The 19,871-nt window shown below is 60.3% G+C and carries 13 protein-coding genes; 8 read left to right on the plus strand and 5 right to left on the minus strand.

From position 1 onward, the window contains the following. Positions 1-117: 117 nt before the first annotated feature. Positions 118-738, plus strand: a complete 621-nt coding sequence (locus AC1UKS_RS18465) for a response regulator transcription factor (protein WP_053145510.1) — start codon at positions 118-120, stop codon at positions 736-738. A 17-nt stretch (positions 739-755) separates the two neighbouring features. On the opposite strand, the gene AC1UKS_RS18470 is transcribed toward AC1UKS_RS18465, so the two are convergent. Genes AC1UKS_RS18470 through AC1UKS_RS18485 form a run of 4 tightly spaced genes read right to left on the minus strand, consistent with a single transcriptional unit; the run spans position 756 to position 7,068 of the window. Beyond that, a complete protein-coding gene (locus AC1UKS_RS18470) occupies positions 756-5,843 on the minus strand; it encodes an AAA family ATPase (protein WP_482434755.1) in 5,088 nt (1,695 codons plus the stop codon). Next, a complete protein-coding gene (locus tag AC1UKS_RS18475; protein WP_265908897.1) occupies positions 5,840-6,223 on the minus strand; it encodes a response regulator transcription factor in 384 nt (127 codons plus the stop codon). Before AC1UKS_RS18475 ends, AC1UKS_RS18470 begins: the two co-directional genes overlap by 4 nt. Further along, the gene (locus AC1UKS_RS18480) at positions 6,166-6,330 is read right to left on the minus strand and encodes a DUF1427 family protein (RefSeq protein WP_482434756.1); all 165 of its coding nucleotides are present in this window, start codon (positions 6,328-6,330) and stop codon (positions 6,166-6,168) included. Before AC1UKS_RS18480 ends, AC1UKS_RS18475 begins: the two co-directional genes overlap by 58 nt. 51 nt (positions 6,331-6,381) lie before the next feature. Beyond that, a complete protein-coding gene (locus AC1UKS_RS18485) occupies positions 6,382-7,068 on the minus strand; it encodes a hydrolase (RefSeq protein WP_265908898.1) in 687 nt (228 codons plus the stop codon). Between the two features lie 265 nt (positions 7,069-7,333). Between AC1UKS_RS18485 and AC1UKS_RS18490 the strand changes: the two genes are divergently transcribed. Genes AC1UKS_RS18490 through AC1UKS_RS18500 form a run of 3 tightly spaced genes read left to right on the plus strand, consistent with a single transcriptional unit; the run spans position 7,334 to position 11,749 of the window. Continuing rightward, complete coding sequence (locus tag AC1UKS_RS18490; protein WP_482434757.1) at positions 7,334-9,211, plus strand: amidohydrolase; 1,878 nt, start codon at positions 7,334-7,336, stop codon at positions 9,209-9,211. A gap of 42 nt (positions 9,212-9,253) precedes the next feature. Continuing rightward, complete coding sequence (locus tag AC1UKS_RS18495; RefSeq protein ID WP_482434758.1) at positions 9,254-10,882, plus strand: MFS transporter; 1,629 nt, start codon at positions 9,254-9,256, stop codon at positions 10,880-10,882. A gap of 45 nt (positions 10,883-10,927) precedes the next feature. Then, positions 10,928-11,749, plus strand: a complete 822-nt coding sequence (locus tag AC1UKS_RS18500) for an alpha/beta fold hydrolase (protein WP_482434759.1) — start codon at positions 10,928-10,930, stop codon at positions 11,747-11,749. Positions 11,750-11,806: 57 nt separating this feature from the next. Here the strand turns inward: AC1UKS_RS18500 and AC1UKS_RS18505 are convergent, their stop codons facing one another. Further along, the gene (locus AC1UKS_RS18505) at positions 11,807-12,532 is read right to left on the minus strand and encodes a pirin family protein (RefSeq protein WP_482434760.1); all 726 of its coding nucleotides are present in this window, start codon (positions 12,530-12,532) and stop codon (positions 11,807-11,809) included. Positions 12,533-12,663: 131 nt separating this feature from the next. Here AC1UKS_RS18505 and AC1UKS_RS18510 point away from each other — a divergent pair, with 131 nt between their 5' ends. The 4 genes from AC1UKS_RS18510 (at position 12,664) to AC1UKS_RS18525 (ending at position 19,845) form a co-directional block, all read left to right on the plus strand. Beyond that, positions 12,664-13,551 (plus strand): LysR substrate-binding domain-containing protein, encoded by an 888-nt coding sequence (locus tag AC1UKS_RS18510; RefSeq protein WP_482434761.1) that lies wholly within the window; start codon positions 12,664-12,666, stop codon positions 13,549-13,551. A 161-nt stretch (positions 13,552-13,712) separates the two neighbouring features. Further along, entirely contained in the window at positions 13,713-15,515 is a 1,803-nt protein-coding gene (gene atzF / locus AC1UKS_RS18515) for an allophanate hydrolase (RefSeq protein WP_482434762.1), read from the plus strand. Continuing rightward, the gene (gene uca, locus AC1UKS_RS18520; RefSeq protein WP_482434763.1) at positions 15,508-19,125 is read left to right on the plus strand and encodes an urea carboxylase; all 3,618 of its coding nucleotides are present in this window, start codon (positions 15,508-15,510) and stop codon (positions 19,123-19,125) included. The genes atzF and uca overlap by 8 nt, the downstream gene beginning before the upstream one ends. Before the next feature lie 9 nt (positions 19,126-19,134). Then, positions 19,135-19,845, plus strand: a complete 711-nt coding sequence (locus AC1UKS_RS18525; protein ID WP_482434764.1) for a GntR family transcriptional regulator — start codon at positions 19,135-19,137, stop codon at positions 19,843-19,845. Positions 19,846-19,871 lie beyond the last annotated feature (26 nt).

Consider the following 19,871-nt stretch of genomic DNA (forward strand, 5'->3'; position numbering starts at 1 on the left):
CAGCCTTGCTCCTGCCCAAACCCTGACGATTTCTTAACTGATTCTATACTTCCGTTGATCGCAGGCTTATGTCCGTGGTCAGGGGTCAGTGAGGGTTCCCTTAAGAAGAGAAACGTTATGAACCACATAGTTTATGTTGTTGATGATGATGAGTCTGTGACCACCGCGCTGACCAACCTACTCAGCTCACAAAATTATGACGTGGCGGCCTTTTCGTCCCCTGACGCGTTTCTGGCGCATCCCTTTTACCCGTCGCCCTGCTGCCTGATTGTCGATATTAATATGCCGGGCACCGACGGATTCGGCGTGGCCAGCGCGTTGATTGAACGAGGCTATTCCATCCCCACCATCTTTCTGACCGGGTTTGGCACCATTCCGGTGACCGTCCGGGCAATGAAAGCCGGTGCCTTCGAGTTCCTGACCAAGCCGGTCGATCCCGAGCGACTGTTGCAGGCGGTGGAAGAAGCGCTGAGGATTTCCGAAGACGGTATGGCTTCCTCGCAGCAAAAGCTGGAGCTGACCGCGCGGCATCATTCGCTGACGCCGCGTGAAGGCGAAGTGATGTTGCTGGCTATTGGCGGCTTACAGAATAAGCAAATCGCCGCCGAAATGGGGATCAGCGAAATCACCGCTAAGGTGCACAAACGCCGGGTGATGGAGAAAATGCAGGTGCGTTCCCTTTCCGATTTGGTGCGGGCGGCCGAACGGCTCAATATCGAAAAAACCCGGGGCCGCTAGCAGCCCCGGCTTAACTCCTACGCGTGCGGTTCGGTCGGCAGCGTAAACCAGAAAATACTGCCGCCGCCTTCCCGATTTTCAGCCCGCAACTCGCCCCGATGCTTTTTAATGATCTCATCACTGATGGTCAGTCCCATGCCCATGCCCTCTTTCTTGGTGGTGTAGAACGAATCAAAGATCCGTTTTATCACCGGTTCAGGCAGGCCGGTGCCGGTATCGGACACCTCAAAGCGGATCAGCGCAGGCGTTGGATTGGACGACGACAGCGTCAGCAGATGCGCCCGCTGCTGGCTTTCATCCATCGCTTCGATGGCATTCAGCACCAGATTTAACAACAGCTGTTGGATCTGCACGCGATCGCAATACACTGCGTCATTGCTGGCGCGCAGCTTAAGCTCAAGGCCAATCCAGCGCCTTTCCAGCTCCATCCGGGACAGCGTGAGGATATCGCGGGCAATCAGGTGCAGATTCGCCCGGCCAAATTCAGAGGCATGATTGCGGGTCAGCGATTGCAGGCCACGGATAATATCGCCCGCCCGTTTCCCTTCGTTGATGATCTCCTGCAGGCTGGAACAGGCATTTTCGAGGTGGATCGGGTCACGGTTAAGCCAGCGCAGGCTGGCACCCGCATTCGCCACAATCGACATCAGCGGCTGGTTGATTTCATGAGCGATGGAGGAGGTCAGCTGCCCGACGGTGGTGGCGCGGGAAACCCTGGCAAGATCGGCCTGCGCCATGCGCGCAGCATCTTCCGACAGCCGCTGCGCGGTGATATCGCTGATGGTACCGAAATACTCTTTCACCTCCGCGCCGCTGTCGACCGGCTCGCCAATCCCTTTGATATAGCGACACTCGCCATTCGGCCTGAGCACGCGAAACTCCGCCTGCATGATGATGCCGTTACCCACGCTGTCGCTCACCAGCTCGCTGATACACTGGCGATCGTCAGGATGCACGCGGGTTAAAAAGTTGGCCATCGACAGGCTCTTTTGCTGTTCAGGCAGCCCGAGGATCATCCGGTATTCATCCGAAATCTCCATCATGTCCTGCTCCAGATACCAGTGCCAGGTGCCGGTATGGCTGATCTTCTCCCCAAGCATCAGCGAAGTCTGGCTGGATCGCAGCTGTTTCTCGACGCGGCGTCGCTGAATATTCTCTTCCAGCAGCTCACTGTAGAGCCGGGTGGTTTCCAGCGAAATCGCCGCCTGCGCGCCCAAAATCGCCACGATTCGGGAGTGTTCCGCGGTAAACACCTCCGGCATCAGCCGGTTTTCCAGATACAGCACGCCGACCATCCGCGCCTGCTTAAACATCGGTACGCACATCACCGCCGCGCCAGATGCCACCAGATAGGGATCCTGGCTGAACGGGCTAAACACCTCCGGTTTGCCGGTGCGGATCTCCTGGCCGGTGCGGATCACCGCCGATAAAACCGACAGCGGCAAATCCGTTGAGGTCGGGGTGACCTGCAAAATTTTCACCCGGGTGCCATCGGCCGTGGCGGTGGCCATCGCTTCGATTTCAGGAACCTGCCCTTCCAGTAAGCGGATCAGCAGGCACCGCTGCGCACCGGCCCGCTCCAGTAACATCATCATCAGGGTATTGATCAGGCGATCCAGGTTGATCTCTTCAGTCAGCGCGCGCATCGCGGCGATCACACTCTGCAGATCGCTGACCGCTTCATTCTGATCGAAGCTGACGGTATTAAAAGGCGACTGCCGGGCGGCCGGTGCCAGATAAGCATGGCGGGATCCCAACTGCCGGACTTTGGCGTCGGCTCCCCAGCGTTTCCAGGCCTTGATCGCTCCTTTCAGGTAAGCCTCTGCCGCCACCGATAATCCGCGCGCGCTGGCAAAGCGGGCGGCCAGCTCATGCGCCACGCCGTTGATGTGCTCAAACTGGCCGCTGCGGGATAAGGCGATGGCCTGTTCATAATGCTCAGCGGCGGCACTGTTATGGCCTTCCAGCCGCAGGATTTCGGCCCGCAGCAACGCCTGTTTATCGGCAAACGTTTTGGCATTTTCAGTGGCCCAGGTGGCGATTTTTTCAAAATGCGCCGCCACCTGTTGCTGCTTATCGGCAGTGAAGGTCGCCGGTTCCAGCTGCAGGGTCAGCGACAACGCGCTGTAGAGATGAAAATCGAGCATATGAATATGCCCGGGGATTAAATCCGTAAAGCGCGCCGCCTGGGCCAGGCAACGTTCCGCATGGGGGTATTCGCCCGAGAAAAAATGCGCCATTCCGCGGTAAAGCCAGTGCCAGAACTGCATCAAAAACAACGGCTGCGTGGCAATACCGCTGCCGGCCAGTCGCAGTCCGCCCGCAACAAAATGCTCGCCTGACATCTCGCTTTGCGAGCCATCACGCAGGAACAACACGAAGTCGCGCTGCATCTGCAGCACGCTTTCCACATCCTGATACTGCGCCTTGCGCACATAGGCCAGGCCGCGTTCAATGGTGGTCAGCACGCCTTCCAGGTGATCGCCTCGCGCCAGGTAGTTCATGGTTTGATGGCGTAACGCCAGACAGGCAGAGGTGCGATCGCCATTGGCCACCGCCACGTTAAAGGTTTCCTTCGCGCGCTCGATGGCATAGGCCAACGGCATGGTCCAGACGCTGACCTGATCCAGCGGCATCAGAGTGCGGGCCTTATAGCGGGTGAAATCGTGGTGATAAACCAGCTCCCGCGCCAGCAGCGCACTGGCATAGCCGCGGCTGTACTCGTCGTAATGGCTGCCGCACAGCACGCCATACCAGGACAGCGCAAAGGTCGAGGCCCCGCTGATCCCCTGGTCCAGGGTCAGGTGCAGCATTTTGCAGACGATCATAAAGTGCAGTCGCGGATTGCAAAACGCCGCAAACATGCTGGCGCTGGCCATCAGATTGATGATCGCCTGGCTCTCACGGCTGGCCATCAGCGGCAGCGAGCGGAAGCGGGTGTAGGGATTGATGCCGACATCCGCCTTCAGCAGAATCCTCGCGGCATCACATTCGGCCTTGTCGGGATGCCGATTCAGCTGGATGCCAAATACCGCCAGCCAGCCAATGGCGGTTTCCAGCGCCAGGCTGTTGTCAGACTGGCGCATATGTATTTCCGCCAGCCAACAGGCGGCGATCGCTTTATCGGTGATGTTGCCCGGTGCTGCCAGCAACTGCTCGCAGTGCGCCCGCGCCACGGCAAGATTGCCCTGAAGAAACGCCCACTCGGTCTCTTCCAGCAGCGTCCGGCGGGTAACCGACACCGATTCCAGCGGCGGTAACACAAGGGCGGCATGTTCCCTGTACCGGCAGGCGCGCAGGCCTTGCCGATCGTAACCCCATTTCTGCGGCGTGCGGCCGTGATGGATGAGGCCATCCTGCACCGCCTGACGGAAAAACGCCTGGGTCGCGAGCGGATTACCGGCGGTTTTCTCGTGGATCAGCTGCGCCAGTTCCTCTGTTGCCGCCGGACGGCCATGGAAGATGTCCGCCAGCCACAGCGCGATAGCGTTTACCGACAGGGGCTGAGGAACGATCTCAAGCGAGCGGCCCGCCGAACGCTGAAGCGCCGTTAGCTGCTGGCCGATCTGCGCACTGGGCAGCGAAGCCAGATCGTGATGGGCGATCACCAGCATCAACGGCGCATCTTCACTCATTTCCAGCAGGTTTTGCAGCAGCTGCAGGCTGGCCCGATCGACCCAGTGAATATCGTCGATCAGCATCACCAGCGGCCTGCCCGGCCGGGCCAATGCGTTGACCAGCCGACAGACCATATGGGTAAAACGGTGTCGGGCATCGGGCGATTCGACTTCGTCAGGCGCTTGCGCCTTCTGCTGCAACAACACCCCCAGCTCAGGCACAAAATCGATCGCCAGCCCGACATAATCGCCCAGCAGCCGGACAAGATGCGATCGCCAGCGGGCGACCTCCTCCGCCGACAGCCCCAGCAGATTCAGCACCACCATCCGAAACGCGGCGTTAAAGACGCCATAAGGCCGCAGCGGCGCGTAGCGATCGGCTGTCACCACCGTTAACAGCAGCGGCTTTTGCTGTAATTTTTTCACGCCTGAGGCCAGCAGCGCGGATTTTCCGCTGCCCGCCGCTCCCACGATCGCCGTCAGCGCGGATCGGCCGCTGTGCATCACTTCATCGAACTGCGCCAGCAGTTGGTCAGTCTGAGGGTGTTCGGTATTGAGGGTGCCGCAGGCAAACCCGTTGCGCTGGGTATCCTGCAAGCCTGGGGTAAAAGGCGCAATCTGGCCATCGGGCGTCAGAGTCGCCAGGCAGCGCTGCAGATCGGCCTGCAGCCCCTCCACCGTCTGATAACGCTGCTGCGGGGATTTTTCCAGCAGCTTCAAGAGGATGGCAGACAGTACCGGCGGGACATCGCTGCGCATCAGGTGCGGCGGAGGCGGCTCGGAGGCGACATGATGATGAACCCATTCGGCATGGCCGCCGTCGGCGTTGCCGAAAGGCAACTTCCCGGTCAGCAGCGCGTACAGCACCATGCCTAAGCTGTAGAGATCGCTTAATGGCGTCACCTGCTGCGCGGTGCGGCGGGTATGCTCTGGCGACATATACGCAAGCGTGCCGCCGGATGCCGGTAATCCCGGCGGTAACGGCGCCGTTGACGCCTGCGAGGCCAGCCCGAATCCGCCTAAACGAAACGTGCCGTCGTCGGTGAGAAAGAAGTTGGCGGGCTTGATGTCGCCGTGAACCAGCCCCTGCTGATGCATCTGGCTTAACGGCGCGCAAAGCCGGATGGCGCGGGTGAGAAAGTCGGCCAGCGTTTGCGGCGTCAGGCTAAGGGAGTCTGCCAGCGTGCGATGGGAAAAGAGGTCATAAATCAGCGCGTAACGCCCCTGAAAATGGCTTTGCGCCAGCGGCCGGATCGCCCAGCGTTCGCTAAGTTGCTCACGCAGCGCGTACTCATTTTTCAGCAGTGGCGTCACCTGAAAGGTGGCGTCTTCGCTGGCGGCGGTGGCAATAATAAAGCTGTCAGCCGTACTGCGGCAGAGAGTCCAGGCCAGCTGACTTTCCTGTGCCAGCGGACTGAGGGTCAGATCTTCCGGCAGCGAAAATCCCTCTTCGCCGACCAACTGCAGTGCGGCGGGTGACAGGCTCATGACGGCGCTTCTCCTGGCGATAACAGCTGGCGGATGTGAGTGAACAACGTATCAATCTCGATGGGTTTGGGCAAAAAAGCAAGCGCGCCCAACTCAATCGCCACCCACAGCATGTTCTCGTCCCCGTCGCCCGAGATAAGAATGGCAGGCGGTGCCTCCAGCCGACGGCTCAGCTCGCTGAACAGCTCAACGCCGCCGATCCCCTGCAGCCGGACATCAATGATAAACAGCGCCGCCTCGTGCAGCGCGATGTGATCCGCCAGCAGAGCCTCTGCCGACTCAAAGGCCAGCGTGCAGTAACCTTCTGATTGCAATAAGTTACTCAGCCCACTGCGGACTGAGGGTTCGTCATCCACAATAATAATGGGCCGTGAACGCATCCGGATATCCTTTTACATGGCGCGGGCGAGCGGACGTTAAGCAGCGCATAAAACAGTCCGACAAGGACACCCGCGCCCAGTGATGTGAGTAACGGACTCATGGCCATCCACCTTCATGCGTCAACGCCGGCCAGCCGCTGAAGGCTGGCCGACAGGGATCAGCGCGCAGGCACCGGTGCCAGCGTGCGGTGCTCGCTCTTCTGACGGGAAGGGGCTTTGTGCACCATGGTATAGGCGTAATCCACGCCGATGCCGTAAGCACCCGAATGCTCTTTAGCAATGTTCATCACCGCGTCATAGGTATCGCGATGCGCCCAGTCACGCTGCCACTCCAGCATCACCTGCTGCCAGGTGACCGGCACCACGCCCGCCTGGATCATGCGCTGCATGGCAAAGTCATGCGCTTCTTTGGTGGTGCCACCGGACGCATCGGCCACCATATAGATCTCATAGTCCCCTTCCAGCATCGCGCAGAGGGCAAAACTGTTGTTGCACACTTCGGTCCACAGGCCGGAAACCACCACCTTCTTTTTACCGTTGGCGGCCAGCGCATCACGCACTTTCTGGTCATCCCAGGAGTTCATTGAGGTGCGTTCGAGGATATCCAGGCCTGGGAACACGTCCAGCAGCTCGGGATAGGTATGGCCGGAGAAGCTCTCGGTTTCTACTGTGGTGATAATGGTGGGAATGTTGAAGACGTTTGCCGCTTTCGCCAGCGCCACGGTATTGTTTTTCAGCACCTGACGGTCAATTGACTGGACGCCAAAGGCCATCTGCGGCTGCTGGTCGATGAAAATCATCTGGCTGTTATGAGGCGTCAAAACTTCAAGTTTAGCGTTAGTCATTGTTGTTACCCATTGAGGTTGAAAAGCGAATTAAGCTTCCGAAAAATCACTGTCAGCCCGCAGTCTAAGGCGATTAAATCACCGTCACTATTATCTCTGCGTATAACTATACGGACGTATAGTTATCCCTTCGTATAACTAGACGATCGGCCAAACTCCTCACCATACTTCTTCTACGTTGGTGCTCTGCCTCCCGGCACGCAGCGCCCCTCTCCGTACTGCCGCCTGCGCCGGGCGGTACGGACATCTCACGTCAGGAGGATCCATGGTCACGCCCGCTAAAGCCGATCTTATTTTCACCAACGGCAGGTTCCACACCGTTGACGGTCAACAGCCCTTCGCGGAAGCCGTCGCGATTTCACAGGGTAAATTTCTGCAGGTGGGCACGGTGGCCGAGGTCATGCAGTACCACGATGACGCCACTAAAGTGATCGACCTTAAAGGCCACACGGCGGTGCCGGGCCTGAATGACTCCCACCTGCATTTGATCCGTGGCGGGCTGAATTACAACCTGGAATTACGCTGGGAAGGGGTGCCTTCATTAGCCGATGCGCTGCGGATGCTGAAGGAGCAGGCGCTGCGCACCCCGTCTCCGCAGTGGGTGCGGGTGGTGGGTGGCTGGACCGAATTCCAGTTTGCCGAGCGTCGGATGCCGACGCTGGACGAAATCAATGAAGCCGCGCCCGACACGCCGGTGTTTGTCCTACACCTTTACGACCGCGCCCTGCTCAACCGCGCCGCGCTAAAGGTGGTCGGCTACACCAAAGACACGCCGAATCCACCGGGCGGCGAAATCCAGCGTGACGGCAACGGCAACCCGACCGGCATGCTGATTGCCCGGCCAAATGCGATGATCCTCTATGCCACGCTGGCAAAAGGGCCGACGCTGCCGCTGGAACAGCAGGTCAACTCGACGCGTCAGTTTATGCGCGAACTTAACCGCCTTGGCCTGACCAGCGCCATCGATGCCGGCGGTGGCTTCCAGAATTACCCCGAAGACTACCAGGTGATCGCCGAGCTGCACGAGAAAAAGCAGATGACGCTGCGCATCGCCTACAACCTGTTTACCCAGCGACCGGGCCATGAACTCGAAGACTTTGAGAAGTGGACCGACATGCTGTCACCCGGTCAGGGCAGCGACTACTTCCGCCACAACGGCGCCGGCGAAATGCTGGTGTTCTCGGCGGCAGACTTTGAAGATTTTCTCGAGCCGCGACCGGATTTAGCGCCCGGCATGGAAGACGAGCTGGAACGCGTGGTGCGACATCTGGTCGAGCATCGCTGGCCGTTCCGCCTGCATGCCACCTATGACGAATCCATCAGCCGGATGCTGAACGTGTTTGAGAAGGTGAACCGCGACATTCCGTTCAACGGCCTGCACTGGTTCTTCGACCATGCAGAAACCGTCACCCAGAAGAATATCGACCGCATTAAAGCGCTGGGCGGTGGGATCGCGGTGCAGCACCGTATGGCGTTCCAGGGGGAATACTTTGCCGAGCGCTACGGCATTGAAGCCACCCGCCACACGCCGCCGGTGGCGCGCATGCTCGACACTGAGGTGCCGGTGGGTCTCGGCACCGACGCCACCCGCGTCGCCAGCTACAACCCGTGGACCGCGCTCTACTGGCTGGTCTCCGGGCGCACCGTCGGCGGAATGCAAATGTATGAGGCCAGCGCGCGACTGGATCGCGAAACCGCGTTGATGCTGTGGACCCAGGGCAGTGCCTGGTTCTCCAGCGAGCAGGGGAAAAAAGGCCAGATCAAGGTCGGACAGCTGGCCGATATGGCGGTGCTGAGCAAAGACTTCTTCAGCGTGCCGGAAGAGGAGATCAAAGGCATTGAATCGGTGTTGACCGTGGTCGATGGCAACGTGGTCTATGCCGCCGGGACCTTCACCGCTGAGGCACCGCCGTCCATTCCGGTGCTGCCAGACTGGTCGCCAGTGGTGAAAGTGCCGGGACATTATCGCAGCGCGCCCCCGCAGACCGCATCGAGGGTGGGGATGATGCCATCGGTGCACCATTGCAGCGGCCCGTGCGGCGTCCACAGTCATCAGCATGATGTGGCGCGCGGCGCAAACGTGCCGGTGTCGGAAGATACTGCTTTCTGGGGCGCGCTGGGTTGCAGCTGTTTTGCGTTCTGAGCCGATGAATAACGCCACGACTCCACCGTCTGAGGTACCCGAATGGCGCAGGTAAATGATATTCACAGTGCCAGCACGCCGCTGCCTGAAGATCTGCCGACGGCGAGCGTTTCGCCCTGGCAGCCTTTACGGCTGCCGGTGTTCCGTATGCTGTGGCTGGCGACGGTCGTTTCCAACATCGGTTCATGGATGAACGATGTGGGGGTGAACTGGACGATGCTGACCCTGAGCGCCGATCCGCTGTCGGTGGCAATGGTGCAGGCGGCCAGCAGCCTGCCAATGTTCCTGTTTGCGCTGCCGTCCGGGGTGCTGGCCGATATCGTCGACCGGCGCAAATACCTGCTGTTTTCGCAACTGTGGGTATTTATCGCCGCGGCGATCCTGACGGTGCTGTCGTTTACTGGCCACGTCACGCCGCTGGTGTTGCTGGTGGCGGCGTTCTTCCTCAGCGCCGGTGCAGCAATGAGCTCGCCGCCGTTTCAGGCCATCGTGCCGGATTTGGTCGACAAGCCGTCGCTGGGTTCCGCCATTGCCCTTAACTCCCTCGGCATCAATATCAGTCGCGCTATTGGTCCGGCGCTGGGCGGGTTGATCCTCTCCTTCGTGGGCCCGTGGATGGTGTTTATGCTCAATGCGCTATCGGTGCTGGGGGTCGCGCTGGTGCTGTATCGCTGGAAAGCCGAGCCAACCGTGCAGCGCCTGCCGCCCGAGCATTTTTTCTCTGCGGTCCGCGCCGGTCTGCGTTACGTCCATGCCGCGCCGGTGTTGCGTAATGTGCTGGTGCGCACCGTCGCCTTCTTTGTTTTTGGCAGCGCGGGGTGGGCATTGTTGCCGCTGGTCGCCCGCCGTGAGCTGGGGCTGGGGCCAGGCGGCTACGGCATCATGCTGGCATTTATCGGCGTTGGGGCGATTTGCGGTGCGCTGCTCCTGCCGGGGATGCGCAAACGTTTCAGTGCCGACCGGCTGATGGTGCTGGCCAGCCTGATGTTTGCCCTCACCATGCTGGCGCTGGCCTGGGTGCGTCATTTCTGGCTGCTGAACGCCTTTGAATTCTTCACCGGTTTTGCCTGGATTGCGGTGCTGTCTACCCTCAATCTTGGCGCACAGCGCAGCGCCGCCAGATGGGTAAAAGCCCGCGCGCTGGCGGTGTACCTGACGGTGTTCTTTGGATCGATGACCGCCGGCAGCGCCATCTGGGGGCAGCTGGCGTCCCACTATGGCATTCCGGCCTCGCTGTGTATTGCCACCGCCGGGATGATCCTCGCCAGCGCCACCGTCTTGCGCTGGCGGCTGGATCAGGATCCCGATCTGAATCTCGACAGCATCGCCCGCGATGAAAACGGCACCCTGCCCGATGTCCGTCACGATCGCGGGCCGGTGATGGTCAGCTATGAATACCTGATCGCCAGCGAACAGGCCCACAGCTTCACGGTCTGTATTCAGGAGATGCGCCGGGTAAGACGGCGCGGCGGTGCGATCAACTGGTGTCTGTACGAAGACATTTTGCGCCCCGGTATTTTTGTCGAAACCTTTGTCGTCGGCTCCTGGATGGAGCACCTGCGGCAAAAGGAACGTTACACCATCAACGACAGCAAAATTCAAAACCGGGTGCTGGCCTTCCATCAGGGAGACAGCCAGCCTGAAGTTCGCTATCTGGTCGCTCCGGTCTGACCGGAGCCCGTTATCACCGTTTGACTCAACGACAGGATAAACACCATGAGCACGATTAAAACCTCCGACGGCACAGCGATCTATTACAAAGACTGGGGCACCGGCAAACCGGTGCTGTTCAGTCATGGCTGGCCGTTGGATGCGGATATGTGGGACAGCCAGATGAACTTCCTGGCGGAACGAGGCTACCGGGGCATTGCCTTCGATCGCCGAGGCTTTGGCCGCTCCGATCAGCCGTGGACCGGCTACGATTACGATACCTTTGCCTCTGATATCAACGAACTGATCGTGCAGCTTGATCTGAGCGACGTGACGCTGGTGGGCTTCTCGATGGGCGGCGGCGACGTGGCGCGTTATCTCGGCACTTACGGCAGCGATCGCATTGCCGGGCTGGTGCTGCTGGGCGCGGTGACGCCGATCTTTGGCAAGGCGGATGACTATCCGGAAGGGGTGGATCTGTCGGTATTCAGCGGTATAAAAGACGGACTCAGAAAGGATCGCGCGCAGTTTATCATTGATTTTGCCGTACCTTTCTACGGCACCAACGCCGGGCAGACCGTCTCCGCTGGCGCACTGACGCAGACCCTGAACATTGCGCTGCTGGCGTCGCTGAAAGGCACCATCGACTGCGTTACCGCCTTCTCAGAAACGGACTTCCGTGGCGATGTGCAGAAAATTACCGTGCCAACGCTGGTGATCCACGGCAGTAACGATCAGGTGGTGCCGTTCGACACCACCGGCAAAGTCGCTGCGGCGATGATCCCCGGTGCCGAGCTGAAAGTGTATGACAATGCGCCGCACGGTTTTGCCGTCACCCATCAGGATCGCCTTAACGAGGACCTGCTGGCCTTCCTGCAGAGCCACTAACGTTGCGCGCCACCACGAAAAACGGCCACCTTGCGGGTGGCCGTTTTTCGTGCGTGATTAACGCGTCTGGTGATTCACTTCCACCGGCCGCAGGTCAAATAACAACACTTCCGCTTCATCACCGTCACTGAAGGTCAGCGTGGTTTCATTACGCACCCGGGCACCATCACCGGCTTTAAAGCGAATGCCGTTTACCGTCAGGCTGCCGCGTGCCAGCTGAATATAGGCATAGCGATCGGCATTCAGGGTGAAGGTTTGCTGCTCGTCACCGTTAAACAGACCGGCGTAAATCCTCATGTCCTGCCGCACGGTCAGCGCGTTATCTTCGCCATCCGGGGAGACAATCAGCCGCAGATTGCCGCGTTTCTCAGCGTCACTGACCGACACCTGCTGGTAGCCCGGCGGGGTATTTTTCTCTGACGGCATAATCCAGATCTGCAGGAAATGCACGCCTTCAGTGGCCGAGTGGTTAAACTCGCTGTGCGTGACGCCGCTACCGGCACTCATCAACTGCACATCGCCAGGGACAATCACCGAGCCGGTACCCATTGAATCTTTATGCTCCAGCGAACCTTCCAGCACATACGAGATGATCTCCATATTGCTGTGCGGATGGGCACCAAATCCGCGGGCTTTCGCTACCCGGTCGTCATTGATCACCAGCAGATCCGAGAAGCCAACCTGTTTTGGATCCCAGTAGTTAGCAAACGAAAAAGTATGATGCGAGTTCAACCAACCGTGGTCGCCCACTCCGCGTTGTTCTGACAGTCTTTGTTCGATCATGATCTGCTCCGGTAATCTCAGTGTCGGTTTCTGGAGAGCGGTTGCCCTTCCGATGAACCCAGATTACAAGTAAACTCATTTGCTCAACAATGGCCTGTAAAGGCAATCACTGTCACAAATAAGTGGACACTATGCAGATTGACGATCTGAAGATTTATCTGGTAGTGATCGCCTCCGGCAGCTTTACCGCCGCAGCCGACCAGTTGATGCTCTCCAAGCAGTACGTCAGTCGCCGGATGGCGGCGCTGGAGGACGCGCTGGGGGCCAGGCTGTTGATCCGCAACACGCGTAAGCTGTCGGTCACCGATACTGGCCACACCTTTGCCCAACACGCGCAGCGCATCCTGGAAGATATCGAGGAAGCCCAGCAGGCGGTGTCCGAGCGGCATCAGGCGCTGCACGGTGCCTTTCGCATCAGCATGCCGATGTCCTACGGCATGAGTCACCTTTCTCCGCTGATTGCCGAATTTCTGTCGCACCATCCGGCGGTTAATTTCCAGATCGAACTGGCCGATCGCTATGTCGATGTGATTGGCGAAGGGTTCGACATGGCGATCCGCATCGGCACGCTGGCGGATTCCACGCTGGTGGCCCGCAAGCTTGGCGAGTTGCCACGGGTGATCTGTGCCAGCCCGGCCTACCTGCAGCGACTGCCGCAACCGGAAAAGCCGGACGATTTGCTGCAACATGCCTGCCTGCGCTATGGCCGCGAAGGGCAAACGGGCTGGGAGCTGAAGGTGGACGGTAAGCGTAAGATCATGGCGGTCAGCGGTCCGGTGCAGAGCAATAACGGTGAGGTGTTGCTGGATGCCGCCGTGGCGGGACTGGGGCTGGTGCTGCTGCCGGAATTTATCGTCGGCGGTGCGCTGGCGCGTGGCGAGCTGGTCCGGGTGCTGGATGAGTATATCCCCTCACCGCTGAGCCTGAATGCGGTCTTCCCCCAGCATCGCCAGCGAAGCGAAATTAACCGCCAGTTCCTCGCCTTCCTGCAGGAAAGGCTGAGTCAGCCGAAACTCTGATCCCGGCGTACTCCCTGCCCTGTTTTTGCTCACTCCCTGCTCGTCCAGCGTGCACCGCTGACGAGTCGGGTTTGAAAAAACCATCAAATTCAAGCATTTACTGATTGGCACGCGTTTTGCTCAATTGAATTCAATCTTGTATACCAGATGGAATTCAACTTATGGCCCTGACCACCGGATTCACCCTTAGCGACTGGCAGCATCACTATCAGCAGCATCCTGACGCGGTTCTCGACACGCTGACCGGCCTGTTGGCCGACTTATCCACCGGGGATAACGCGTGGCTGTATCTGGCGACGCCGGCGCAGATCCGCGCACAGGTTGAACCGCTGCTGACCGCCTGGCAGCAGGATCCGACGTCGCTGCCGCTGTTTGGGGTGCCGTTCGCGGTGAAGGACAATATCGACGTGGCAGGCTGGCCGACCACCGCCGCCTGCCCGGCATTTGCTTATGACGCGGCGGCGGATGCCACCGCCGTGGCCAATCTGAAAGCCGCCGGTGCGGTGGTGATTGGCAAAACCAACCTCGATCAGTATGCCACCGGCCTGGTCGGCACCCGCTCGCCGTTTGGTGCGGTCAGCAATACCTTTAACCCGGCGTATGTCAGCGGCGGCTCAAGTTCCGGTTCGGCGTCCGTCACCGCGCGCGGTCTGGTAGGCTTTGCGCTGGGCACCGATACCGCCGGCTCCGGCCGCGTACCGGCGGGCTTTAATAACATTGTTGGCCTCAAGCCGACCAAAGGCTGGTTATCCGCCACCGGCGTGGTGCCCGCCTGTCGCCTGAACGACACCATTTCGATCTTCGCACTGACGGTGGAAGATGCGTTCCTCGCTGCCAGCTGTGCCGGCGGTTATGACGCCAGCGATGCTTATTCGCGCCGCAATCCGGGCCTGGCGCCCGCCTCACTGCCTGCCGCGCCGCGCCTGGCAATCCCCGCCACGCTGGAATTCTTTGCCGATGCCCAGGCCGAAGCGGCGTGGGAGAAATCCGTCGAGGCGCTCAACGCCACCGGTGCAACGCTGCACCCCATCGATTTCTCTGCCTTCCACCAGCTGGCGGAACAGCTCTACTACGGCCCGTGGGTGGCTGAACGCACCGTCGCCGTCGGCGAGATGCTGGCACGCAAGGAAGAGATGGATCCGGTGGTGTACGGCATCGTCGCCAGCGGCAATAACTACAGCGCCACCGACGCCTTTAAGGCCGAATACCTGCGCGCCGAACTGACCCGTCAAATTCAGCAAACCCTCAGCCAGTTCGATGCGCTGGTGGTGCCGACCTCGCCCACCATCCACACGCTGGAAGAGATGAAACAGGAGCCGGTGCGCTTTAACTCGCAGTTTGGCACCTACACCAACTTTACCAACCTCGCCGATCTCGCGGCGCTGGCGCTGCCTGGCCCGTTCCGTGAAGACGGTTTACCGGCGGGCATCACCCTGATCGCCCCGGCCTGGTACGACCGCGCGCTGGTGACCTTCGGCCAGCGCTGGCAGGCCAGCCAGGCATTAAGCCTCGGTGCCACCGGCAAATCCCAGCCGGCCATCACTCCCGCGCTGCCGTCCTCACCGCTGCATGTCCGCGTGGCGGTGGTCGGTGCCCACCTGACCGGCATGCCGCTTAACCACCAGCTCACCCGCCGCGATGCGGTGCTGGTGGAAGAGACCCTCACCGCCGCGTGCTATCGCCTGTATGCGCTGGCCAACACCACACCGCCAAAACCGGGCCTCGCCAAAGGCAGCGACGGCGCGTCGATCGTGGTGGAACTCTGGGATATCCCGCTGGCGCGCTTCGGTGAATTTGTCGCTGAAATCCCCTCTCCGCTGGGGATTGGCACGCTGGAGCTGGCGGATGGCCGCCTGGTGAAAGGCTTTATCTGTGAACCCGCCGTGCTGCCTGAGGCGACGGACATTACTGAATTTGGCGGCTGGCGCAACTGGCTGACCCGCAAGGAGACCACCCATGTTTAATACTGTCCTGATCGCTAACCGTGGCGAAATTGCCTGCCGCGCCATCCGCACCCTGAAACGCCTGGGCATCACCAGCGTGGCGGTGTTTTCGGACGCCGATAAAAATGCGCAGCACGTGAAGGATGCTGACATCGCCATTGCCCTCGGCGGGGAAAAGGCCAGCGACAGCTATTTACGCATCGACAAAATTCTCGCCGCCGCTAAAGAGACCGGTGCGCAGGCGATCTGGCCGGGTTATGGCTTCCTGTCAGAAAGCCTGCCGTTTGCCGCCGCCTGTGAAGAGGCCGGCATCGCCTTTGTCGGCCCGACGGCCCAGCAGATTGGCGAGTTCGGCCTCAAGCACCGTGCCCGTGAACTGGCGGCGGCGGCGGGCGTGCCAATGACGCCGGGCACGCCGCTGCTGGCTTCGCTGGACGAGGCGCTGAGCGCCGCAGAACGCGTGGGCTATCCGGTGATGCTAAAAAGCACCGCCGGCGGTGGCGGCATCGGCCTGACCCGCTGTGCGGATGCGGAGGCGCTGAGCAACGCCTGGGAAAGCGTCCGTCGCCTGGGCGAACAGTTTTTCAGCGATGCGGGCGTGTTTCTCGAACGCTGCATCGACCGCGCCCGTCATGTCGAAGTGCAGATTTTTGGCGATGGCAAAGGCAAGGTGATCGCACTGGGTGAACGCGACTGCTCGTTACAGCGCCGCAACCAAAAGGTGGTGGAAGAAACCCCGGCACCGCAACTGCCGGAAACGACCCGCGCCGCGCTGCTGGACTCGGCGGTCAAACTGGGCGAACTGGTTAACTACCGCAGCGCCGGCACCGTCGAGTATATCTACGATGCCGAACAGGATGATTTCTTCTTCCTTGAGGTCAATACCCGCCTACAGGTGGAGCATCCGGTCACCGAAAGCGTCACCGGGCTGGACCTGGTTGAATGCATGCTGCGCGTCGCCGCCGAAGAGGAAATTGACTGGCCGCGCCTGACGCTGGCACCGCAGAGTGCGTCGATCGAAGTGCGTATTTACGCCGAAGATCCGCTGAAAAACTTCCAGCCAAGCCCGGGCGTGCTGACCGAAGTCTGCTTCCCGGACGACGTGCGCGTCGACGGCTGGATCAGCACCGGCACCGAAGTATCAGCGTTTTACGACCCGATGATTGCCAAACTGATCGTCCATGCGGAGAACCGCGAGGCGGCGTTAGCCAAAATGCAGCAGGCGCTGAGCGAAACCCGCCTGCACGGCATTGCCACCAACCTGGATTACCTGCGGCAGATTGTCGCCACCGAGGCCTTCCGCACTGGCAAGGTGTGGACGCGGATGCTCGACAGCTTTGTGCCGGTCTCGCCGGTGATTGAAGTGATCCAACCCGGTACCTGGAGCAGCATTCAGGACTACCCTGGCCGCCTGGGTTACTGGGACATTGGCGTGCCGCCGTCCGGCCCGATGGATGATTTTGCCTTCCGCCTGGCCAACCGCATTGTTGGCAACGCCGAAGAAGCGGCGGGCCTGGAGTTCACGCTACAGGGCCCAACCCTGCGCTTCCATAGCGATAGCCTGATTGCCCTCACCGGTGCCGAATGCCCGGCCACGCTGGATGGCGATGCGGTAGCGTACTGGCAGCCGGTGGCGGTGAAAGCCGGTCAGACGCTAACCCTCGGTCGTGCGCAGATGGGTTGCCGCACCTATCTGGCGGTGCGCAATGGCTTTGACGTGCCGGAATACCTTGGCAGCCGTTCAACCTTCGCTTTAGGTCAGTTTGGTGGCCATGCCGGCCGCACCCTGCGCGTCGCCGATATGCTGGCGATTTCGCAGCCTGAGCTGGCCGCCTGCACCACGCCGGCCCCGGTCAGCGAGCCGCAGGCGTTAGACGCCTCGCTGGTGCCGGTGTACGGTGACGAATGGCGCATCGGCGTGCTGTACGGTCCGCACGGCGCGCCGGACTTCTTTACCCAGGAATCCATCGACGAATTCTTTGCCAGCGAGTGGCAGGTGCACTACAACTCCAACCGTCTGGGCGTGCGCCTGGTCGGGCCGAAACCGAGCTGGACCCGCGCCAACGGCGGTGAAGCCGGTCTGCATCCCTCCAACGTTCACGACTGCGAATATGCCATTGGCGCGGTGAACTTTACCGGCGACTTCCCGGTGATCCTCACCCGCGACGGACCGAGCCTGGGCGGCTTCGTCTGCCCGGTGACCATCGCCAAAGCCGAGTTGTGGAAAGTCGGTCAGGTGAAGCCCGGCGACCGCATCCGCTTCCATCCCATCAGCTTTGAAGAGGCCCATGCGCTGGAGCAGGCGCAGGCGAAAAGCGTGGATAACCTGCACGCCACCTCGCAGCCTGCTTACCCGGTGCCGTCACTGGCTGAAACCGAACACGGCTCGGCAACGGTGCTGGCCGCCATCAAGGCCACCGCCTTTACCCCAACCGCCGTTTACCGTCAGGCGGGCGACAACTACATCCTGATGGAGTACGGCGACAACGTGCTGGATCTGGCATTACGCCTGCGCGTGCACCTGCTGATGACCGCCCTGCGCGAGACCGGCCAGCCGGGCATTGAAGAGCTGTCGCCAGGCGTGCGTTCGCTGCAAATCCGTTATGACAGCCGCATCCTTAGCCAGAAACAGCTGCTGACGGTGCTGCTGACGCTGGAGAAAAACCTTGGCGACGTCAGCAAGATGAAGGTGCCGTCTCGCATTGTTCATATGCCGATGGCCTTTGAGGACAGCGCCACGCTGGGTGCCGTTGAGCGTTACCAGGAAACGGTGCGATCCACCGCGCCATGGTTGCCGAACAACGTCGACTTTATTCAGCGCATCAACGGTCTGCGCAGCCGCGAAGAGGTCCGCGACACGATTTTTGCTGCCAGCTACCTGATCCTCGGGCTGGGCGATGTCTATCTTGGTGCGCCGTGCGCCGTGCCGATCGATCCGCGTCACCGCCTGCTGAGTTCCAAATATAACCCGGCGCGTACCCACACCGCCGAAGGCACGGTGGGCATTGGCGGCATGTATATGTGCATCTACGGCATGGACTCGCCAGGCGGCTATCAGCTGGTGGGCCGCACGCTGCCCATCTGGAATAAATTCCTGAAAAACGAACAGTTTGCCGCCAACGAGCCGTGGCTGCTGCACTTCTTCGACCAGGTGCGTTTCTACCCGGTGACCGAAGCGGAACTGGATGTGCTGCGGGAAGATTTCCGCGAAGGCCGCGCCAGCGTCACCATCGAAGAAACGGTATTTGATTTTGCCGAACACCAGCAGTTCCTGCAGGACAATGCCGATTCAATCGCTGAATTCCGCACTAAACAGGCCAGCTCCTTCGACGCCGAAGTGGCGCTGTGGGCGCAGGAAGAGGAAGGCGCGCCGCTGACCAGCGATGAGAATCTGCTGCCAGAGGAAGTTGAAGACGGCGGCGTGCAGGTCAGCGCCGATCTGAACGGCAATATCTGGAAAGTGCTGGTGAAACCGGGCGATGAAGTGGTTGCCGGTCAGCCGGTGATCATCGTTGAAGCAATGAAGATGGAGCTGGCCATTCATGCGCCGCAGGCTGGCATTGTTAAACGCATTGCCTGTCAGCCAGGCCGTGCCGTCAGCCCAGGTGATGCCCTGCTGTGGCTGGAATAAGGAGTCAGGATGCAGGAACTTCAGTCCAAACGCGGTAAGGCCCGACCGGAAGCGCTGGCGGAAAAGGTCTACCAGACCATCAAGAACGACATTTTCGATTTCCGCCTGATGCCGGGTGACCGCTTCAGCGAAAGCGAAATGGCGGAACGGATGGAGGTCAGCCGCACGCCGGTGCGGCAGGCGCTGTTCTGGCTGGAGCGTGAAGGCTACGTCGAAGTCTATTTCCGCAGTGGCTGGCAGGTTCGCCAGTTCGATTTCGAATACTTCGAAGAGCTTTACGACCTGAGGATTGTGCTGGAGTGCGAGGCGGTGCGCCGCCTGTGCAGCATGCCGCCTGCGCGTGCCAGCGAACTGCTGAGCGCATTGCGCCTGTTCTGGATGGAGGCGCCACGGCTGGAGGACGGCAAAACGGTTTCCCTGCATGACGAAGCGTTTCATATGGCGATGGTAGCCGCCGCCGGCAACAGCGAAATGGCGCGCATCCACGCTGAACTGACCGAAAAAATTCGCATCATTCGTCGTCTCGACTTTACCCGGGAAGACCGCATTGAGGCGACCTATCACGAGCACGCCCGGATTTTGCAGGCGGTTTTACATCAACACGCTGAGGAGGCCCAACGCATTCTGACCGACCATATCGCTGTCAGTAAGGCCGAGGTCAGAAAGATCACGCTGCATATGCTGCAACAGGCAAGGCTACAACCGGATTCACAACCATAAACAACAATACTTTTGAGGGTTCGCCA

This window comes from Erwinia sp. AK-PDG3-5, assembly GCF_056821705.1.